Raw genomic sequence first — 15,496 nt, 5'->3', positions numbered from 1 at the left:
TATTAAAATATTAAAAAATAAAAAAATTTAGGAAAAACTAACAAAAAATTATGGAACAATACAAATTTAATCGCATTTTCTTAATAATAACCGACTCGCTTGGAATTGGTGATGATGGTTTTCAAGACTCATTTGGCGATTCGGGCGCAAATACTTTATATTGTGTTTCAAAAACTGGTGAATTAAAAATTCCTTTTTGAAAAAAAATGGGAATTTCTAATGTGGCTAAAATTGAAAATAGTGGCAAAATAAATAAAGAACCACTTGCTTATGTTTCAAAAATTATCGTAAAATCAAAAGCTAAAGACACACTAGCGGGTCATTGAGAAATGATGGGAATTGAAACTCTTAAGCCTAACCCAAATTTTGATCAGGGTTTTCCTAATGAACTAATAAAAGAGCTCGAAAAAGTCTTTGATAATCGACAAATTATTGGTAATAAATCAATTAGTGGGACTGTGATTTTGTCAGAATTAGGACAAAAATCTATCGATGAGGGCAAAATAATTGTCTATACCTCACCTGATTCCACTCTACAAATTTGTGGTCATGAAGAAAAATTAGGACTAGAAAATCTATATCGCTATGCAAAAGCTGCAAGAAAAATTTGTTCTTCAAAGCCAGAATGAAACGTTGCTCGCGTTATTGCTCGCCCTTATATTGGCCAAAACGGAAAATTTACACGAACTTTTAATAGACACGACTATGCAAATACACCGCCAAAATCAATTCTTGATAGATTACAACAAAAAGGAATTGAAACAATAGGAATCGGTAAAATTGGTGATATTTTTTCAAAACAGGGGCTTGATACAATTTTTGGGCCTGACAGTGATGAAAACAATATGGATATCGCAATTGATATTGCCTCCAAATCCACAAAAAATCAATTTATTTTTGTGAATTTGGTTGAATTTGACTCAAGTTATGGTCACCGTCGTGATATTATGGGATATTGTCAAAATTTAAATAATTTTGACAATAAACTAGCAAAATTAGTAAATACTTTAAAAGATGATGACTTATTAATTGTTTCTTCTGATCACGGAAATGACCCTTGTTTTCCTGGCACAAATCACACACGCGAGGCACTACCACTAACAATTTTTTCAAAAAAATTCACATCAAAGTCAAAAAAATTAAAAAATCCTGTTGATTCACTTGCAACTATCGGAAACATAATTGCCAGAAATTTTCAAGTTGAGCTAGCAGAAATAGGTGAAGATATTTTTGACTCTTTAGAATAATTATTCCCTGAACTTACTATTTTAAAATATTTTAACTTCAGAATTTTTCCAATAAAAGGGCTAAATAATTTGTTATAAGTTCTTTTTAATATATTGAAAAATGATAAAATTTTATTAAATTTAAAGTATAATTTATTATTTTTTTATAATTAGTCAGATTTAAGCTCAATTATCTAGCCAGCAAAAGCAAAAAAAGTGAAATAAAATGAATCATTTAAACAAAAAATATTCACCAAAAAATCAAAAATATAGGAATAAGAAAAAAAATACTCATCCTTATTTTGATCAAGAAGCAAAGGAATTTGCGCACGTTTTACAAAAGCAACGCTCTCTTTTTGAAAGTTCGCTCGACTGTAATATTACTAAAAATTTACTTGGTAATTCAAGCCAAAATGAAACTCAAGACGGGCTAAAAAACTCAGGCAACTTGAGATCCCAAAGTTGTCAACATAACAGTAATTTAACGAAAATAACCTATGAAAATCGAGCTTTTTGCTCAAATAGTCAATCAATAAATTACCAAAATAAGCATACTAAAATCTCTGAAGTCGACGATGAAAATCAGTGTCTTGAGTTTCAAAGTCTATCCAAACAACGAATCAAAAGAATGGCTAATATTTCAATTATTTATGGCTCACAACTTTTTGATAAAAATATCGACATTGATGAAATAAAAAATAAATATTTTGAAGTGACTTTTGATCAGTTAAAAATTCTTACTTTTGTCAAGAAAAATTATGTTTTTTTGAAAAAAGTTATTACTTTACAGTTAAAATCTAATTGAAGTTGAGATAGAATATTGCCATTAATTCGATCAATTTTGCTTTTGGGAGCTGCTGAATTATTTTTCCAACCTCGCCGAATTATTTTTAATGAGGCTATTGAAATCACTAAAATTTTTAGCATTGAAGGTGGCGATGAATTTAGCTTTGTAAATGCTGTTTTGCAAAAAGTATACAATTATTATGAAAACAAGAATCTTCTTAGACCTCAAAAATAAACATGAAATAAAAAATCATATCAAAATTGAGGTTAAATTTTGAAAATATAAAAAAATACTTGGAAAAAAATTTAAATTTTTATTTTATAACCTTTCAAAAATTTTAGAAATTAGTGTTTCAAATCAACAATGTGCTCAACTTGATTTAAGATTAATTAATAATATTTACAAAGTTGAAAATTGAATTTCATGCATGAAGCAGTTTTTAAACTTAAATTTACTCAGCAACCTAAGAATTCATAAAAATTTAGCAATTTTTTTGTTTTATAGTTGACAAATTTACCTACAAAGATTTAAATTCAGACAAAAATTATTCGACTTTGAAGACCGTCGAAGAGACGCTTTTAACAATTTATCGCTTGAATGAATAAAAAGTGATCCAAATTTTAATATCAAAATCATTGAAATTTTAAGGAGATGAAAATAAATGAACCTACTTAGTAAAATTCTAAGCATGGGTTTTGAAAAAGCCGAGTCATTAATTAAAACTGGTCATGTAAAAGTTAATAATAAAATATGCCTTTTACCAGCATATAAAATTAAAAATTTAGACCAAGTAACAGTTGAAATAAAGGAAAAATATGTCTCCCGCGGTGCCATAAAATTGCTTTGAGCCTACGAAAAATTTGGACTTGATTTTAATGACAAAATTGTTCTAGACATTGGGTCTTCTAAAGGTGGTTTTACACAAATTTGCCTTGAAAAAGGTGCAAAAAAGGTTTATGCTCTTGATTCAGGTTTGAACCAATTAGATTATTCTTTAAGAATTGATCCTAGAGTTTCAGTAAAAGAAAAAACCAACATTAAATATGTTACAAGCGATTTTTTTGATGAAAAAATCGACATAATTGTTTGCGATGTTTCCTTTATTAGTCTTAAAATTGTTGTTAGTGTTGTAAAAAATTTGTTAAAAAAAGGGCAAAGTTTTATTGCTTTATTTAAACCTCAATTTGAGGCTAGCTCAAAATATGTCCAAAAAGGCGGTTATGTTTCGCCTGAATTTCATGAGTTTTTAATTAACAGACTGGTTGAATTTGCTAAAAACGACTTTGATTTTGTTAATTCGACTAAATCACCAATTAAAGGACTAAAATCAAAAAATATAGAATATTTTTTGCATTTTATCAAGAAAAATGACTAATTATAAACAGTTTTTCCCTTTTTTAAATAAGGTAACTTATTTAGATTCTGCAGCAATGACGCAAAAACCAATATCTGTAATTGAAAAAATTAACCATTTTTACACAAATTGTGCTGTTAATACGCATTCATCAAATTCAAAAATCGCCTTTGAAAATTTACAGATTTTAAATCAAACTCGTGAAAAAATTGCAAAATTAATTGATGGTCTTCCCGATGAAATTATTTTCACTTCTGGAACAACAGAATCGATAAATCTTTTTGCCAACATGATTAAAAAATTCATAAGAAAGGGAGATGAAATTTTGTTGTCACCTTTAAATCATTCTTCAAATTTACTTGTTTGAGTCAAAATTGCTCAAAAGGTGGGCGCAAAAATTGTTTATAGCACAAAATTAATTGACAAAATTTCACCAAAAACAGGTGTTATTGCTTTAAGTCAGGCAAATAATTCAATTTTAGTTGATCTAGATTTAGCTAAAATTTGAGAAAAAGCTTTAAAAAACGGCGCTTTTGTAATAAATGATGCAACACAATCAATAAACTTTCAAAAAGTTAGTATGAAATTTTGTCACGCATTGGCTTTTAGTTCTAATAAATTTTACGGGCCAACTGGATTAGGTGTGCTTGCAATAAAAAATTATTTGTTGGAAGAACTAGAACCTGTAAAATTTGGAGGGGGAATAATTAGAAAATTTGACAACAAAAATTTGTTTTTTTATAATGATTATCGCAAATTTGAAGCAGGGACACTAAATTTTGCTGCAATTTGGGGCTTAAATGCCGCTATTGATTTTATAAATAAAATTGGGATTGAAACAATTTATAAAAAAATTAAAATTTTGGCCAATTATTTATATGAAAAATTAGAAAAAATTGATGATATTGAAATTTTTTCTAAAAAAGGCGACCATATTATAATTTTCAATATTAAAGGTTTTAGCGCTCAAGATGTTGCTTCATACCTAGGAAATAACGATATTTATGTGCGAAGCGGAAATTTTTGTGTTCCGTTACTAAAAAAAGTGCTAAAAAATGATAGTTTCATCAGAGTTTCGCTTGGTTTTTATAATGATTTTGCTGATATTGACAACTTGATTACCAACTTAGAAGAAAAGAGGTTTTTAGATTTTGTATAATGATTTTATTATTCGACGAAATATTATTGTCGAAGCTAATGAAAAATTCAAAGAAAAGCGACGAATTTGTAAGTCAACAAACTCTGAAATGAATAATAACTGCGATGATTGGGCGCAGTTAGACTTAGAAATTATCGGCAAAAAAATTAAAAAAATACAATTTTGCGCTTCAGGTTGTGCTCTTTTGCTCGCAAGTTGTTATTTATTTGAAAAAATTTTAATTAATAAAACCATAAAAGAAGCACAAATTTTGCTTGAAAATTATGAAGAAATGATTAAAACTCAAAAAATTATTCCAATTTTAGAAGATTTAAATGCACTTTTTATGGTTAAAAGTCACCCAAACCGAGTAATTTGTATTAGTCTTCCTTTGTTTTTGTTGCAAAAACAAATTAAAAATCATGAAAACAGTTAGAATTCATAAATTTTTATCACAAATGGGAATTGCCTCCAGACGAAAAGCCGAAATATTAATCAATGAAAAACGAATAAAAATTAATGGCGAATTTGCACAAATAGGCCAAAAAATTTCTGACCTGGATGTTGTTGAGTTTGACGGTCAAAAAATAAATAAAAAACCAAAAATCGTCTGATATGCACTAAATAAACCAAAAAATTATATTACAAGTCGAATTGATCCACAAAATAGGCCGACAATAATGGAATTTTTTAATAAAAATTCCTATTTGTTTCCAGTAGGACGACTGGATTTTGAAACAACCGGGCTAATTTTGGTAACAAATGACGGTGAAACTAGCAATAAATTACTTCATCCTAGCTCAAAAATTCAGAGAACATATTTAGTCAAAACTGATTTTAATTTGAATGATGAAGAAATTAACTTTTTGAATAACAATGAAATTTATTTAGATAATGTAAAATCTGTTCAAAAAGTTCAAAAAGTTGCTTCCCGGACATATATTGTCAAAGTTTGGCAAGGTTCAAACCATCATGTTAAAAAAATTTTTATCTTTGTTTCCAAAAAAGTACTTATGCTCCGAAGACTAAGTTTTGCAACTATTGAACTTGGAAATTTAAAGCCAGGCGAAAAACGTAAACTATCTCAAGCCGAAATTTTGTCACTAAAGAATCTTTTTTAACAAAATAAATTTTAGCTAAGCAACTATTATATATAATTATTCGTATAATACTTAAATGAAAAATGATTCAACTATGGAAAAAAATAACATTGTAACTGATAAACCAAAGAAAAAATTTTTTAATAAAAAAACCCTTTTATTTGGTTTGTCAGCTTTAGTCTTTTCAATTGCCCTAACAGTTTTTATTCTCTTTACTTTTATTTTTAGGTTAGTTGATGTTGAAGGTAACTCGATGTTTCCAACTCTTCAACACGGGCAAAAAATTTTTATTAATAGGGTAAAATCACCAAAAAGAAACGATATTGTCGCTTTTAATTACAAAGAAATAGTTTTAATTAAAAGGATTTTGGGGCTTCCGAGCGATAAAATAACTGTTAAAGAAAATGAAATTTACATAAATGATAAAAAAGTTGCAGATTTTATTAAAAGCGCGACTTTTTTATTCGATGGAACAGTGCCTGAAAATAAATTTTTTGCTGTTGGTGATAATTTGGAAAACAGTAGCGACAGCAGAGATTTTGGTTTTTTTGATCTAGATGATGTCATTGGAATTTTATAGGGGTTAATTCTTTCTCTATATAAATTTATTAATTTATAAATATAGACATCTGTTAAAATAAAAAAAATATAATTTTTTTACAAAATATGGTGAAATTATATTTTTTTATTTTTTACTTTCTTGTTTTTGAAGATCATGATATAATTTGTTAAAAATATAAGAACAAATTATAAGGAGAATTTAATGAAGGTAACAAGCAATTTTATCTATTTTTCCAATTTTTGCAGATCATAGTAATTTAACCAAAAACAAAATTGGTTATTTTGAAAAGTATCGGTCAAGCGCTACTAATTTTAAAAATATCTTAAAAGCTAGTGAAAATACTTACTTTATTTGAGACCAAAAAAATCAGAAAATGAAATAATTGATTTTAAAACAGAAAATCAAGCTACTATCGAATTTATATCAAGTTTAAATCTGCAACTTTTGATAATTCTGTTGAAAATAAATTAGCACTTGCTTATTTGGTTAATGATGAAAAATAAATTAATTCTTACTAAATTTTTGGGAACAACCCTTTTAATTCCGGCATTTTTTTTAACTTCCTGTGGAAATTTAATTCATTTTATTACTAAACAAATTTTTAACAAAGATGACGGAATTAACAATCCAAAAAATTATAATTCTTACTATTTTTTAAACTTACTAGCAAAACATTATGAAGAATTTAATGTAAAAAACGGAACTTTTTCAGCCTTACATCTGTTTTATAATCAACCCGAAAAACAACGGGGCAGATATTTATTCCTTGGTAAAGAAGGTGAAACAACAATTGAAAACTTAGAACAATTTCAAAAAAATATTATTGATAGAGCTGAAGAAATTATAAAAAATAATCCTAATTTTGCCAATGTTAATAGCGCTGAACTCAAGTCAGAATTTGAAGACAAATTTCTAAAGCGAGAGCCTCTTGAAAAAGTCTTAGAAAAAAACAATATTATAATAGCAGAAGCTGGCAGCTATTGAATGTCAACTCGTGTTACCTACTATTATTTTGAAGAAAATGGTTTTTCAAACATTACAGCTACAAGATTTACACCAGATTATATTATAGAAGGAGAATTAGTTCAACCTGATGTTGTTTTTGATGATTCGCCTTTTTTTAATGTTATAGTCTACCCTAAAAATAAAACAATCACTTTTAGGGAGATTGACGGAGGAATTTACACCGGCGATAACATTATAGATTATGAAGAACAGAAAGAATTGAAAATATTAATTGAAAGAGAAGCTAGAAAAATTTATAATAAACTCGCAAAAAAGTACAATTTGCCAAAAAACAAGATTAGCACTTCTTCCCCCTCTTTTATGTCTATTATTATCGATTTTAGCCAAGAAATTAATAATATTAAAACTTTAAAGCCAAAAATTCTTGATTTAATTACAGATAAAATTAATCCTTGATCTAACAGTTTTTTACACAGAAAACACGCAATTATTAAAGATATTGACGAATTTAAGACAACAATTATTGACCGAATTTCAAAATTGGATCCTAAATTAAAACTTGACCAAAATGATCTAATTTCTGATTTTGAACAAAAATTTCTAAACGGCGAAAAACTTGATGAATTTCTAAAAAATAATAATATTTTTATTTACGAAACTTGGGAGCGAATTGGTTATGAATCATTTTGAAGATGGGTTCCCCATAGTATACCAGATCCTAATAATTATCCAAAAAGAGTTGAATGAGAAAAATTACTTCTTAGAAAAACAGAAGATAATAATATTTTTTTGACACCAATTTTTAAAACGGATTTAACACTAAATTTTGCTAGAAGTCCTAAATCTAGTTTTGATAAAGTTGCTTTCCAAATCCTGGCTTTTCCTAAGGATAAGAATATTGTTTTTGATAAAAACGTTAACCGACTTGAACTAATCAAGGATTTAAAAAACAATTATTTAGATAAATATGAAGAAAAAGAAAAAGAAGACCCAAAAGAAAAAAACCGCGTATAAGTTTAAATTAGTAGAAAAAATCAGACAAATAATTTTTTTCTATGATTTTGACCGCACCACTTTTGCTGATTTTTTCTCTCATGTTCATTTTAAAAGATTTGGATAAATAATTTACCTAATATAAAATTTGCGCTTTTATATGATAAGTAACTTTTAAGGACCTGGTTTAATTTTATTTTCTTTTTTATGGCAAAAGGTCAATAATTTATTGTGAGAATTTTAAAATTTTTTAGAATATTGAAAATTATTAATAAATAAAGGTCATGATTATTAGTAATAATTTGTTAATAAAAGTATAATGATAAAATATTTATTTAAAAATAGAAGTCGGGTTTTCAATAAAAAAATTAAAGTGATAACAAAACGAATATAATTAAATTAAAAAGCAAAAACATGTTATAATTTTTATAAATAATTTTAATTAGGTGCGAAAAATGAAATTAGCCAAATTTAAAAAAATAATTTTATTATTGCTGTTTTGACCATCAATTTTTTTAATATATCACTCTTTTCTTATAAATTTTGATACTAAAAAATATTGATATTCTTCAAATTTTAGTAATAAAATTGATATAAGAGAGCCTTTTGCCAAACAGTTAAGTAGCTCGTCAAAAATTGATGATTTTGATAATCAATTCGAATTAAAACTATTGTTAAACCCTGATTTCTTGAGTACTGATTCTAAAGAAATCAGTAATTTTAATCTTGAATTTATTAAAAAAATAGAAAAATCAAGATTAAAATTCAAAGAAGCTAAGAGCAGTGAAATATTACCGATTGTATGGTTTTATTTTGATACCGAGAATGATAGAGAGTTTTTTGTAAAAAATTCAATAGAAAACTCGTCCATTAGTCGTTACATCGTATATAAAAATGAAGGAGATAAAAAAATAAAGCCTTTAAGTTGGTTTCATTATAATGATCAATTTCTAAATGGTTACAACTTTTATTTACCTAAATATTGACCTAAAAGTCGAATTGACAAGTTTAAAGAATCAATGTCAAAAAATATTAAGATAGTTAATTTTGAAGAACAGGCTAAAAAGGATAAATCAACTTATAAAACACCACAAACAAAAGTTGGTGCAATTGAAGTTGAGGATGAATTTAACTATAATTTTAAGAGTTATTTTAATGATAATAACATTCATATTAACGACTTGGGATCTACTAATAAGTGAATTAAACCAATTACAACGAAGTATGATGAAAACGAACCATATCATTCAACTTTAGTATCATTAATATTAGGTAGTAAACTAGGCATTGATACCAAGTCAACTTCCTATTTGTCTATATATACTACTCACAGCCAATGACAAAAAGCAATTGAATGAATGGTTGAAACCAATAATGTTAGGGTAATAAATCACAGTTATGGGGGCGCAGGAAAAGATTTTTACGATTATAAAGAAGACGCCTTTTTTCTTGATTTTTTAGCAAGAAAATATGGTGTTATTAACGTTTTTTCGGCGGGTAATGGTGCAATGGAAAGAAATGATGGGAAAATTGTGGATCACCCTTGAATAGATAAGAAAAGTTTATCTTTAAATTCTATAGTTGTTGGTGCACTCGATGATAATTCTGAGCCTTGAAAAATTGCCAAAAACAAAATTGCTGACTATTCAAATTATAAAACTGATCAAAAATATTATGAATTGGCTAAACCTTTAGTCGTCGCTCCCGGACGGATTTATAATCCTGTTACTAATTTTAAGGATCGTTTTGTTAGAGGAACTAGTTTTGCTGCCCCTATTGTCACTGGTTTAATATCAACATTCCTAAGAGAAAAACCAAATTTAGATAATGATGATAATAGACTAATAGCATTAAAAGCAATTTTATCTGCTTCGGCAATTTCCCCAGATCATAGTGATTTAATTATAAAACGAAGTGGTTATTTTGAAAAATATGGCTCAGGCACTCCCGATTTTAAAAATATGTTAAAAGCTAGTGAAAATACCTACTTTATTAGAGACCAAAAAAAATCAGACCGTGAAACAATTTTTACTAGCGAACCATTCTGAGTAAATTCAAACGACAGAATTAAAGCTTCTTTATCTTGAATGTTTAACGCTGGTCTTTTAAAAAATAAAGTAGCCGCTCCTGACAAGAGCAACTACGTAAGTTGATGATGATTTTTAACACCTTTTACTCCGATTGGTTTACCTGTTGCAGGCGCCGCTGCTATTTTAGATGCTAAATCTAAGATGAACCAACATAAAAATGACTTTGACAAATGGTCAGAAACACATATCAATTCTGAACGTTTAAAGCTAGAAACTACTAAAAAAAATCAAAATGGCGATTTTATTTCAGATTATGATTTGTATTTGCAAAAACTTGATTCGAATAATAATTGAGTTGATGTTTCTTGGTCAACAAGCTCTAAAAGCAATGATGAATTAATCAATTTTAAAGCAGAAAAATCAGGCTACTACCGGCTTTATGTCAAAAAATTTAAATCTGTAATTTTTGATAATTCTGTTGAAGATAAATTAGCACTTTCTTATTTGGTTAATAATGAAAAATAAACTAATTCTCACTAAATTTTTGGGAACAACCCTTTTAATTCCGACATTTTTTTTAACTTCCTGCGGAAATTTAATTCATTTTATTAATAAGCAAATTTTTAACAAAGATGACGGAATTAACAATACCCAAAATTACAATTCTCACTATTTTTTAAACTTACTAGCAAAGCATTATGAAGAATTTAATGCAAAAAACGGAACTTTTTCAGCCTTAAATCTGTTTTACAATCAACCCGAAAAGCAGCGAGACAAATTTTTATTCCTTGGCGAACAAAGTAGAATAACAATTGAAAACCTCGAACAATTTCAAAAAAATATTGTTGATAGAACTGAAGAAATTATAAAAAATAATCCTAATTTTTCCAATGTTAATACTTCTGAACTCAAGACAGAATTTGAAGACAAATTTCTAAAAGGAGAACTTCTTGAAAAAGTCTTAGAAAAAAATAATATTATAATACGCGAACGTGTTAGATATTCAAGGCCAACTCGTGTTACCTACTATTATTTTGAAGAAAATGGTTCTTCAAACATTATAGCCACAAGATTTGTACCAGATTATGTTAAAGAAGGAGAATTAGTTCAACGCACTGTAGTTTTTGATGATTCGCCTTTTTTTAATGTTATAGTCTACCCTAAAAATAAAACAATCACCTTTAGGGATATTGATGAAAAAATTTATGCTGGTGATAATGATAAAATTATAGATTATGAAAAGAAGAAAATATTAATTGAAGCAGAAGCTAAAAAAATTTATAATAAACTCGCAAAAAAGTACAATTTGTCAAAAAACGAGATTAGCGGTTCATCCCCCTCTTTTATGTTTGATATTATCCATTTTAGCCAAAGAATTAATAATATTAAAACTTTAAAGCCAAAAATTCTTGATTTAATTACAAATAAAATTAATCCTTGATCTAACAGTTTTTTACCAAAAAAACATGCAATTATTAGAAATATTGACGAATTTAAGACAACAATTATTGACCGAATTTTAAAATTAGATCCTAAATTAAAACTTGACCTAAATAATTTAATTTCTGATTTCGAGCAAAAATTTCTAAACCGAGAAAAACTTGATGAATTCCTAAAAAATAATAATATTTTTATTTACGAGACTTGGGAGCGAATGGGTTACTGGTCACCTTCAAAATGACCTGCCAACCCTATATCGGCTCCTACTAATTTTCCAAAAAACATGGAATGAGAAAAATTGGTTCTTAGAAAAACAGAAAACAATAATATTTTTTTGACAACAATTTTTGAAACAGATTTAACACTAAATTTTACTATAAGTCCTGATTCTAGTTTTGAAAAAGTGGCTTTCCAAATCTTGGCTTTTCCTAAAAATAAAGATATCGTTTTTGATAAAAACATTAGCCGTGTTGAACTAATTGAGGATTTAAAAAACAATTATTTAGATAAATATGAAGAAGAAAAAAAGAAAAAATGACCAGACAAAAACCACGTATAAGTTTAAATTAGTAGAAAAAATCAGACAATTAGTTTTTTATTTGTAGTTTGTGCAAAAACTCTTTTGCATTTTAAACAACCATTTTATAGACTTTTTTAGTTTTGAAAGCGAAAAACTAAAAAAACATAGAGTTAAAATCTAAAATAACAAAATTGCTTTTGCAGGGCAAAAAAGCGAGAAAAACGTCCCGTTTTTGCACCTAAATTAACACAATAATTTAGATCTTTTTAAAAATTAATTAATCAAAATTTTCTTAGTGAAATTTAATTTTCTTTAAAAAATTAATCTAATGTAATTTTTTGTTTGCCAATATGCATTAAAAATCACTTTCGACAGCGAGGCAAATCTAGACCGCTTTTATTTATAAAATTTTTATTTTTGCACAAAATTAATAAGTTTTCTTCAATTTCTAAATCAATTAGTGTAGGTTTTAGTTCCAAATCCGTGATGAAATTTGGATATTGTTCAGAAATTATTTTGTATGCTTCAATAAAAAGATCACTAATATTTAGAATTTCCCACCTTATCAAACCAATAATAGCTAATTTAACGGCTAAAATTTGATCGTCCATTTTTGGCAATAGGATTCCTGGGGTGTCAAGAAAAAGAAATTTATCATAGCTAATTCATTGATTATTTCTCGTTATTCCCGGTTGATTTCCTACCTTTAGTTGTGATTTTGTGATTAAATTTATTAGCGTTGATTTTCCAGTGTTAGGTACTCCGACAACAAAACATTTTAGACTTGGTGAGAAAAATTTAGTTGAATTTTTTTCTTGTTTTATTTTAAATATTTTATTTAAATGTGATATAATTTCTAATCTAGCTGAATAATCTCGTAAATTTACAAAGAGAATAAAAAATTTTTTATCCGTAAAAAATTTTTTTATTTTAGTGAATTTATTTTTATCAGCTAGATCAATTTTTGTTACTATTACTAGTGTCATTTTTTGTTTTGCAATTTGCAAAAAATTCTCATTTAGACTAGAAATAGGGCATCTGCCATCCACAACTAAAATAAAAAGATCTGCTATTCGCGCTTTATTTTCTATGTCATTTATGCTTTTTGCCATATGGCCTGGAAATCAATTTATTTTCATGTAATAAATTATAAATCTTTTTATTAAAAAAGTGGTATAATACTAAATTGTGGTCACGTAGCTCAGTAGGATAGAGCACGAGCCTTCTAAGCTTGTGGTCAGAGGTTCGAATCCTCTCGTGATCGCCATTTTTTTATTCTTAAAAATAAAAAAAATAATAAAAAAATTTTGCTTTTTCAAAAAATAGTGTATAATTATTAATTGGAGAAGTAGCTCAGCTTGGCAGAGCGCTACGTTTGGGACGTAGTGGTCGCAGGTTCAAATCCTGTCTTCTTCACCATTTGGGGGGGTAGCTCATCTGGCTAGAGCGCCTGTTTTGCACGCAGGAGGTAGAGGGTTCGACTCCCTTCCTCTCCACCATTGGCTCTATAGCTCAGTTGGTTAGAGCGTCCGGTTCATACCCGGAAGGTCATGAGTTCGAATCTCCTTGGAGCCACCAATTTTCATATAATATATAACAAAATCACCTGGATCTATAGCTCAGCGGTTAGAGCATCCGGCTCATAACCGGTTGGTCATTGGTTCGAATCCAGTTAGATCCACCAAAATGGGCAATTACCCAAGTGGCTGAAGGGACTAGTCTTGAAAACTGGCAGGGGTGTGAAAGCCCGCGGGGGTTCGAATCCCTCATTGCCCGCCATTTATTTTAAAAAAAAATCTTAACACAGCGGAGTAGAGCAGAGGTAGCTCGTTGGGCTCATAACCCAAAGGCCGTAGGTTCGATTCCTACCTCCGCAACCAAGGTCTAGTAGTAAAGTGGTTAATACGCCTCTCTGTCACGGAGGAGATCGCGGGTTCGATCCCCGTCTAGACCGCCATGGCTCCGTAGCTCAGTAGGTAGAGCAACGGTTTGAAGCACCGTGTGTCACTGGTTCGATTCCTGTCGGAGCCACCATACCTAATTGCAACCTCCAATAAAATATAGAAAAATAATATAAAAAATGCCGTGATCTACGGCATTTTTTAATTTTTAATTTTTTTTTAATATTTTTTAGTTAAAAAAATATTTATCTTGTAAAATTTAGTATTTATTTTTATGTAGAGAGAAGGTATTAACAATTTTTTACCAAAATCCGGATTTTTATCTTTCCCTTACCGTAAATTTACTAATTTTCCTTTTAATTATTCTAGCAGTTCCGGTTTTAATAGTATTTTTGATTGCAATTGTTAAACCGCGAATTAAGCGAACGTCAAATATTTATCTCTATTCACTAAGCACCGGCCTCTTGCTGATGGTTGCAACAGTCGGACTTATGCAAGAAGGGTTTAATGGGGCTGAAAATTTCGCTCATAGCTATGGTGATCTAGAAAATTTATTTAAAATTCTAATAATTGGCGGTGGTTCGATTTTAGGTCTAACAAGTGTTTTTATTGCCCGTTGATTTTTTATTCGCATTTTTAAAAGAGATTTGCATCTGGATCACAAACAGCACGATCATAGCGATCATATTGTAAATTTTTCTGACATTGACAGTCCAAAATCTGCTTGACTTGCAATTTTACTTCTACTTTCACACCGAACAATTGATGGATTTATACTAGGATCTGTCATTGCTAGGGTGACTGCAGGAGAAGAAGTTAATTGATATTTAATTGGAACTTTTGTCGCCCATATGTTAATTGAAATTTTAATTATCCATTATCGGCAAGTTCAATATGGTCAAAGTATCAAAAAGTCCGTAATTTACAACCTAATTACAACGCTAATTTTAATTCCAATTATTGTAATAGGCGCTTTTTTGAATAGATTTTTTATTCAAACTGGTTGACTAATTCCATTTTTCAATGTTTCTGGTGGAGCAATTTTGAGTTTTGTGGTAATAATCGAATTAGTTCCCGAATTTATTCACCTCAGGAATAATTCCTCAAAACAATGGCATATTTCGCTTATTCTTTTTGCAGCCGGAATTGTTTTTGCATTAATTCTTTTAACACTTCACCAACATTAATTTTTGAATGGTAAAAATTAATTTAGCTAGTAGTTTTACAATTTTTAGAAAATTTCGAGCCTTACAAAGCTCGTTTTTTTTTTTTTTTTTTGTTTTTTAAGGAATTTTTTTGAATTATTAGGACCAAAATTAAACTATTATAGTTTTGGTGTTATCATAAAATGTCGTATTTTACGACACTTTTTTTAGTTGTGTCCTGTTTTTATCTAAGGTTTAAATTTCAACTTTCGGTTCAAATTATTTTTGTAACCAAAACTAAATTAATTATTATTTAAACAAAAATATTTTTTTA

At 28.2% G+C, this 15,496-nt stretch carries 13 protein-coding genes and 9 tRNA genes; 21 read left to right on the top strand and 1 reads right to left on the bottom strand.

Going from position 1 to position 15,496, the window contains the following annotated elements:
* Positions 1-50: 50 nt before the first annotated feature.
* From MOSC01_RS0102765 to MOSC01_RS0102715, 11 genes are all read left to right on the top strand, one after another.
* Positions 51-1,247: a phosphopentomutase gene (locus MOSC01_RS0102765; protein ID WP_010321278.1), complete on the top strand. Its 1,197-nt coding sequence runs from the start codon at positions 51-53 to the stop codon at positions 1,245-1,247.
* Positions 1,248-1,452: 205 nt separating this feature from the next.
* Positions 1,453-2,247, top strand: a complete 795-nt coding sequence (locus MOSC01_RS04570) for a transcription antitermination protein NusB (protein WP_010321277.1) — start codon at positions 1,453-1,455, stop codon at positions 2,245-2,247.
* Positions 2,213-2,674 (top strand): hypothetical protein, encoded by a 462-nt coding sequence (locus tag MOSC01_RS0102755; protein ID WP_010321276.1) that lies wholly within the window; start codon positions 2,213-2,215, stop codon positions 2,672-2,674. Before MOSC01_RS04570 ends, MOSC01_RS0102755 begins: the two co-directional genes overlap by 35 nt.
* Positions 2,675-3,388, top strand: a complete 714-nt coding sequence (locus tag MOSC01_RS0102750; RefSeq protein ID WP_010321275.1) for a TlyA family RNA methyltransferase — start codon at positions 2,675-2,677, stop codon at positions 3,386-3,388.
* The gene (locus MOSC01_RS0102745; RefSeq protein ID WP_010321274.1) at positions 3,381-4,526 is read left to right on the top strand and encodes a cysteine desulfurase; all 1,146 of its coding nucleotides are present in this window, start codon (positions 3,381-3,383) and stop codon (positions 4,524-4,526) included. Before MOSC01_RS0102750 ends, MOSC01_RS0102745 begins: the two co-directional genes overlap by 8 nt.
* Positions 4,519-4,941: an iron-sulfur cluster assembly scaffold protein gene (locus MOSC01_RS0102740; protein WP_010321273.1), complete on the top strand. Its 423-nt coding sequence runs from the start codon at positions 4,519-4,521 to the stop codon at positions 4,939-4,941. The genes MOSC01_RS0102745 and MOSC01_RS0102740 overlap by 8 nt, the downstream gene beginning before the upstream one ends.
* Positions 4,928-5,626 (top strand): pseudouridine synthase, encoded by a 699-nt coding sequence (locus tag MOSC01_RS0102735; RefSeq protein WP_010321272.1) that lies wholly within the window; start codon positions 4,928-4,930, stop codon positions 5,624-5,626. Before MOSC01_RS0102740 ends, MOSC01_RS0102735 begins: the two co-directional genes overlap by 14 nt.
* 73 nt (positions 5,627-5,699) lie before the next feature.
* Positions 5,700-6,185 carry a signal peptidase I gene (lepB, locus tag MOSC01_RS0102730; RefSeq protein WP_029513095.1) on the top strand — a complete coding sequence of 162 codons (486 nt, stop codon included), beginning with the start codon at positions 5,700-5,702 and terminating at the stop codon, positions 6,183-6,185.
* A gap of 474 nt (positions 6,186-6,659) precedes the next feature.
* Positions 6,660-8,147 carry a hypothetical protein gene (locus tag MOSC01_RS0102725; protein ID WP_010321270.1) on the top strand — a complete coding sequence of 496 codons (1,488 nt, stop codon included), beginning with the start codon at positions 6,660-6,662 and terminating at the stop codon, positions 8,145-8,147.
* Positions 8,148-8,581: 434 nt separating this feature from the next.
* The gene (locus tag MOSC01_RS0102720) at positions 8,582-10,681 is read left to right on the top strand and encodes a S8 family serine peptidase (protein WP_010321269.1); all 2,100 of its coding nucleotides are present in this window, start codon (positions 8,582-8,584) and stop codon (positions 10,679-10,681) included.
* Positions 10,671-12,155, top strand: a complete 1,485-nt coding sequence (locus MOSC01_RS0102715) for a hypothetical protein (RefSeq protein WP_010321268.1) — start codon at positions 10,671-10,673, stop codon at positions 12,153-12,155. The genes MOSC01_RS0102720 and MOSC01_RS0102715 overlap by 11 nt, the downstream gene beginning before the upstream one ends.
* A gap of 281 nt (positions 12,156-12,436) precedes the next feature.
* Here the strand turns inward: MOSC01_RS0102715 and ylqF are convergent, their stop codons facing one another.
* Entirely contained in the window at positions 12,437-13,228 is a 792-nt protein-coding gene (gene ylqF, locus MOSC01_RS0102710) for a ribosome biogenesis GTPase YlqF (RefSeq protein WP_237700261.1), read from the bottom strand.
* Between the two features lie 78 nt (positions 13,229-13,306).
* Between ylqF and MOSC01_RS0102705 the strand changes: the two genes are divergently transcribed.
* The 10 genes from MOSC01_RS0102705 (at position 13,307) to MOSC01_RS0102660 (ending at position 15,204) form a co-directional block, all read left to right on the top strand.
* A tRNA-Arg gene (locus MOSC01_RS0102705) sits at positions 13,307-13,383 on the top strand.
* A 75-nt stretch (positions 13,384-13,458) separates the two neighbouring features.
* Positions 13,459-13,535, top strand: a tRNA-Pro gene (locus tag MOSC01_RS0102700).
* A gap of 3 nt (positions 13,536-13,538) precedes the next feature.
* Positions 13,539-13,615 (top strand) — tRNA-Ala (locus MOSC01_RS0102695).
* Positions 13,616-13,617: 2 nt separating this feature from the next.
* Positions 13,618-13,694: transfer RNA gene (locus tag MOSC01_RS0102690), tRNA-Met, on the top strand.
* A 30-nt stretch (positions 13,695-13,724) separates the two neighbouring features.
* A tRNA-Ile gene (locus MOSC01_RS0102685) sits at positions 13,725-13,800 on the top strand.
* Between the two features lie 4 nt (positions 13,801-13,804).
* Positions 13,805-13,895, top strand: a tRNA-Ser gene (locus tag MOSC01_RS0102680).
* Positions 13,896-13,921: 26 nt separating this feature from the next.
* Positions 13,922-13,996 (top strand) — tRNA-Met (locus tag MOSC01_RS0102675).
* A 1-nt stretch (position 13,997) separates the two neighbouring features.
* Positions 13,998-14,073: transfer RNA gene (locus MOSC01_RS0102670), tRNA-Asp, on the top strand.
* 1 nt (position 14,074) lies between these two features.
* Positions 14,075-14,150: transfer RNA gene (locus MOSC01_RS0102665), tRNA-Phe, on the top strand.
* 337 nt (positions 14,151-14,487) lie between these two features.
* Positions 14,488-15,204 carry a hypothetical protein gene (locus MOSC01_RS0102660; protein ID WP_010321266.1) on the top strand — a complete coding sequence of 239 codons (717 nt, stop codon included), beginning with the start codon at positions 14,488-14,490 and terminating at the stop codon, positions 15,202-15,204.
* Positions 15,205-15,496: the final 292 nt, after the last annotated feature.

This window comes from Mesomycoplasma ovipneumoniae SC01 (genome assembly GCF_000218525.1).
In the GTDB taxonomy this organism is placed as follows: Bacteria; Bacillota_I; Bacilli_A; order Mycoplasmatales; family Metamycoplasmataceae; genus Mesomycoplasma; species Mesomycoplasma ovipneumoniae_A.
The sequence above is the reverse complement of the archived record's forward strand: the minus strand, read 5'-3'. Positions and strand labels throughout refer to the sequence as shown.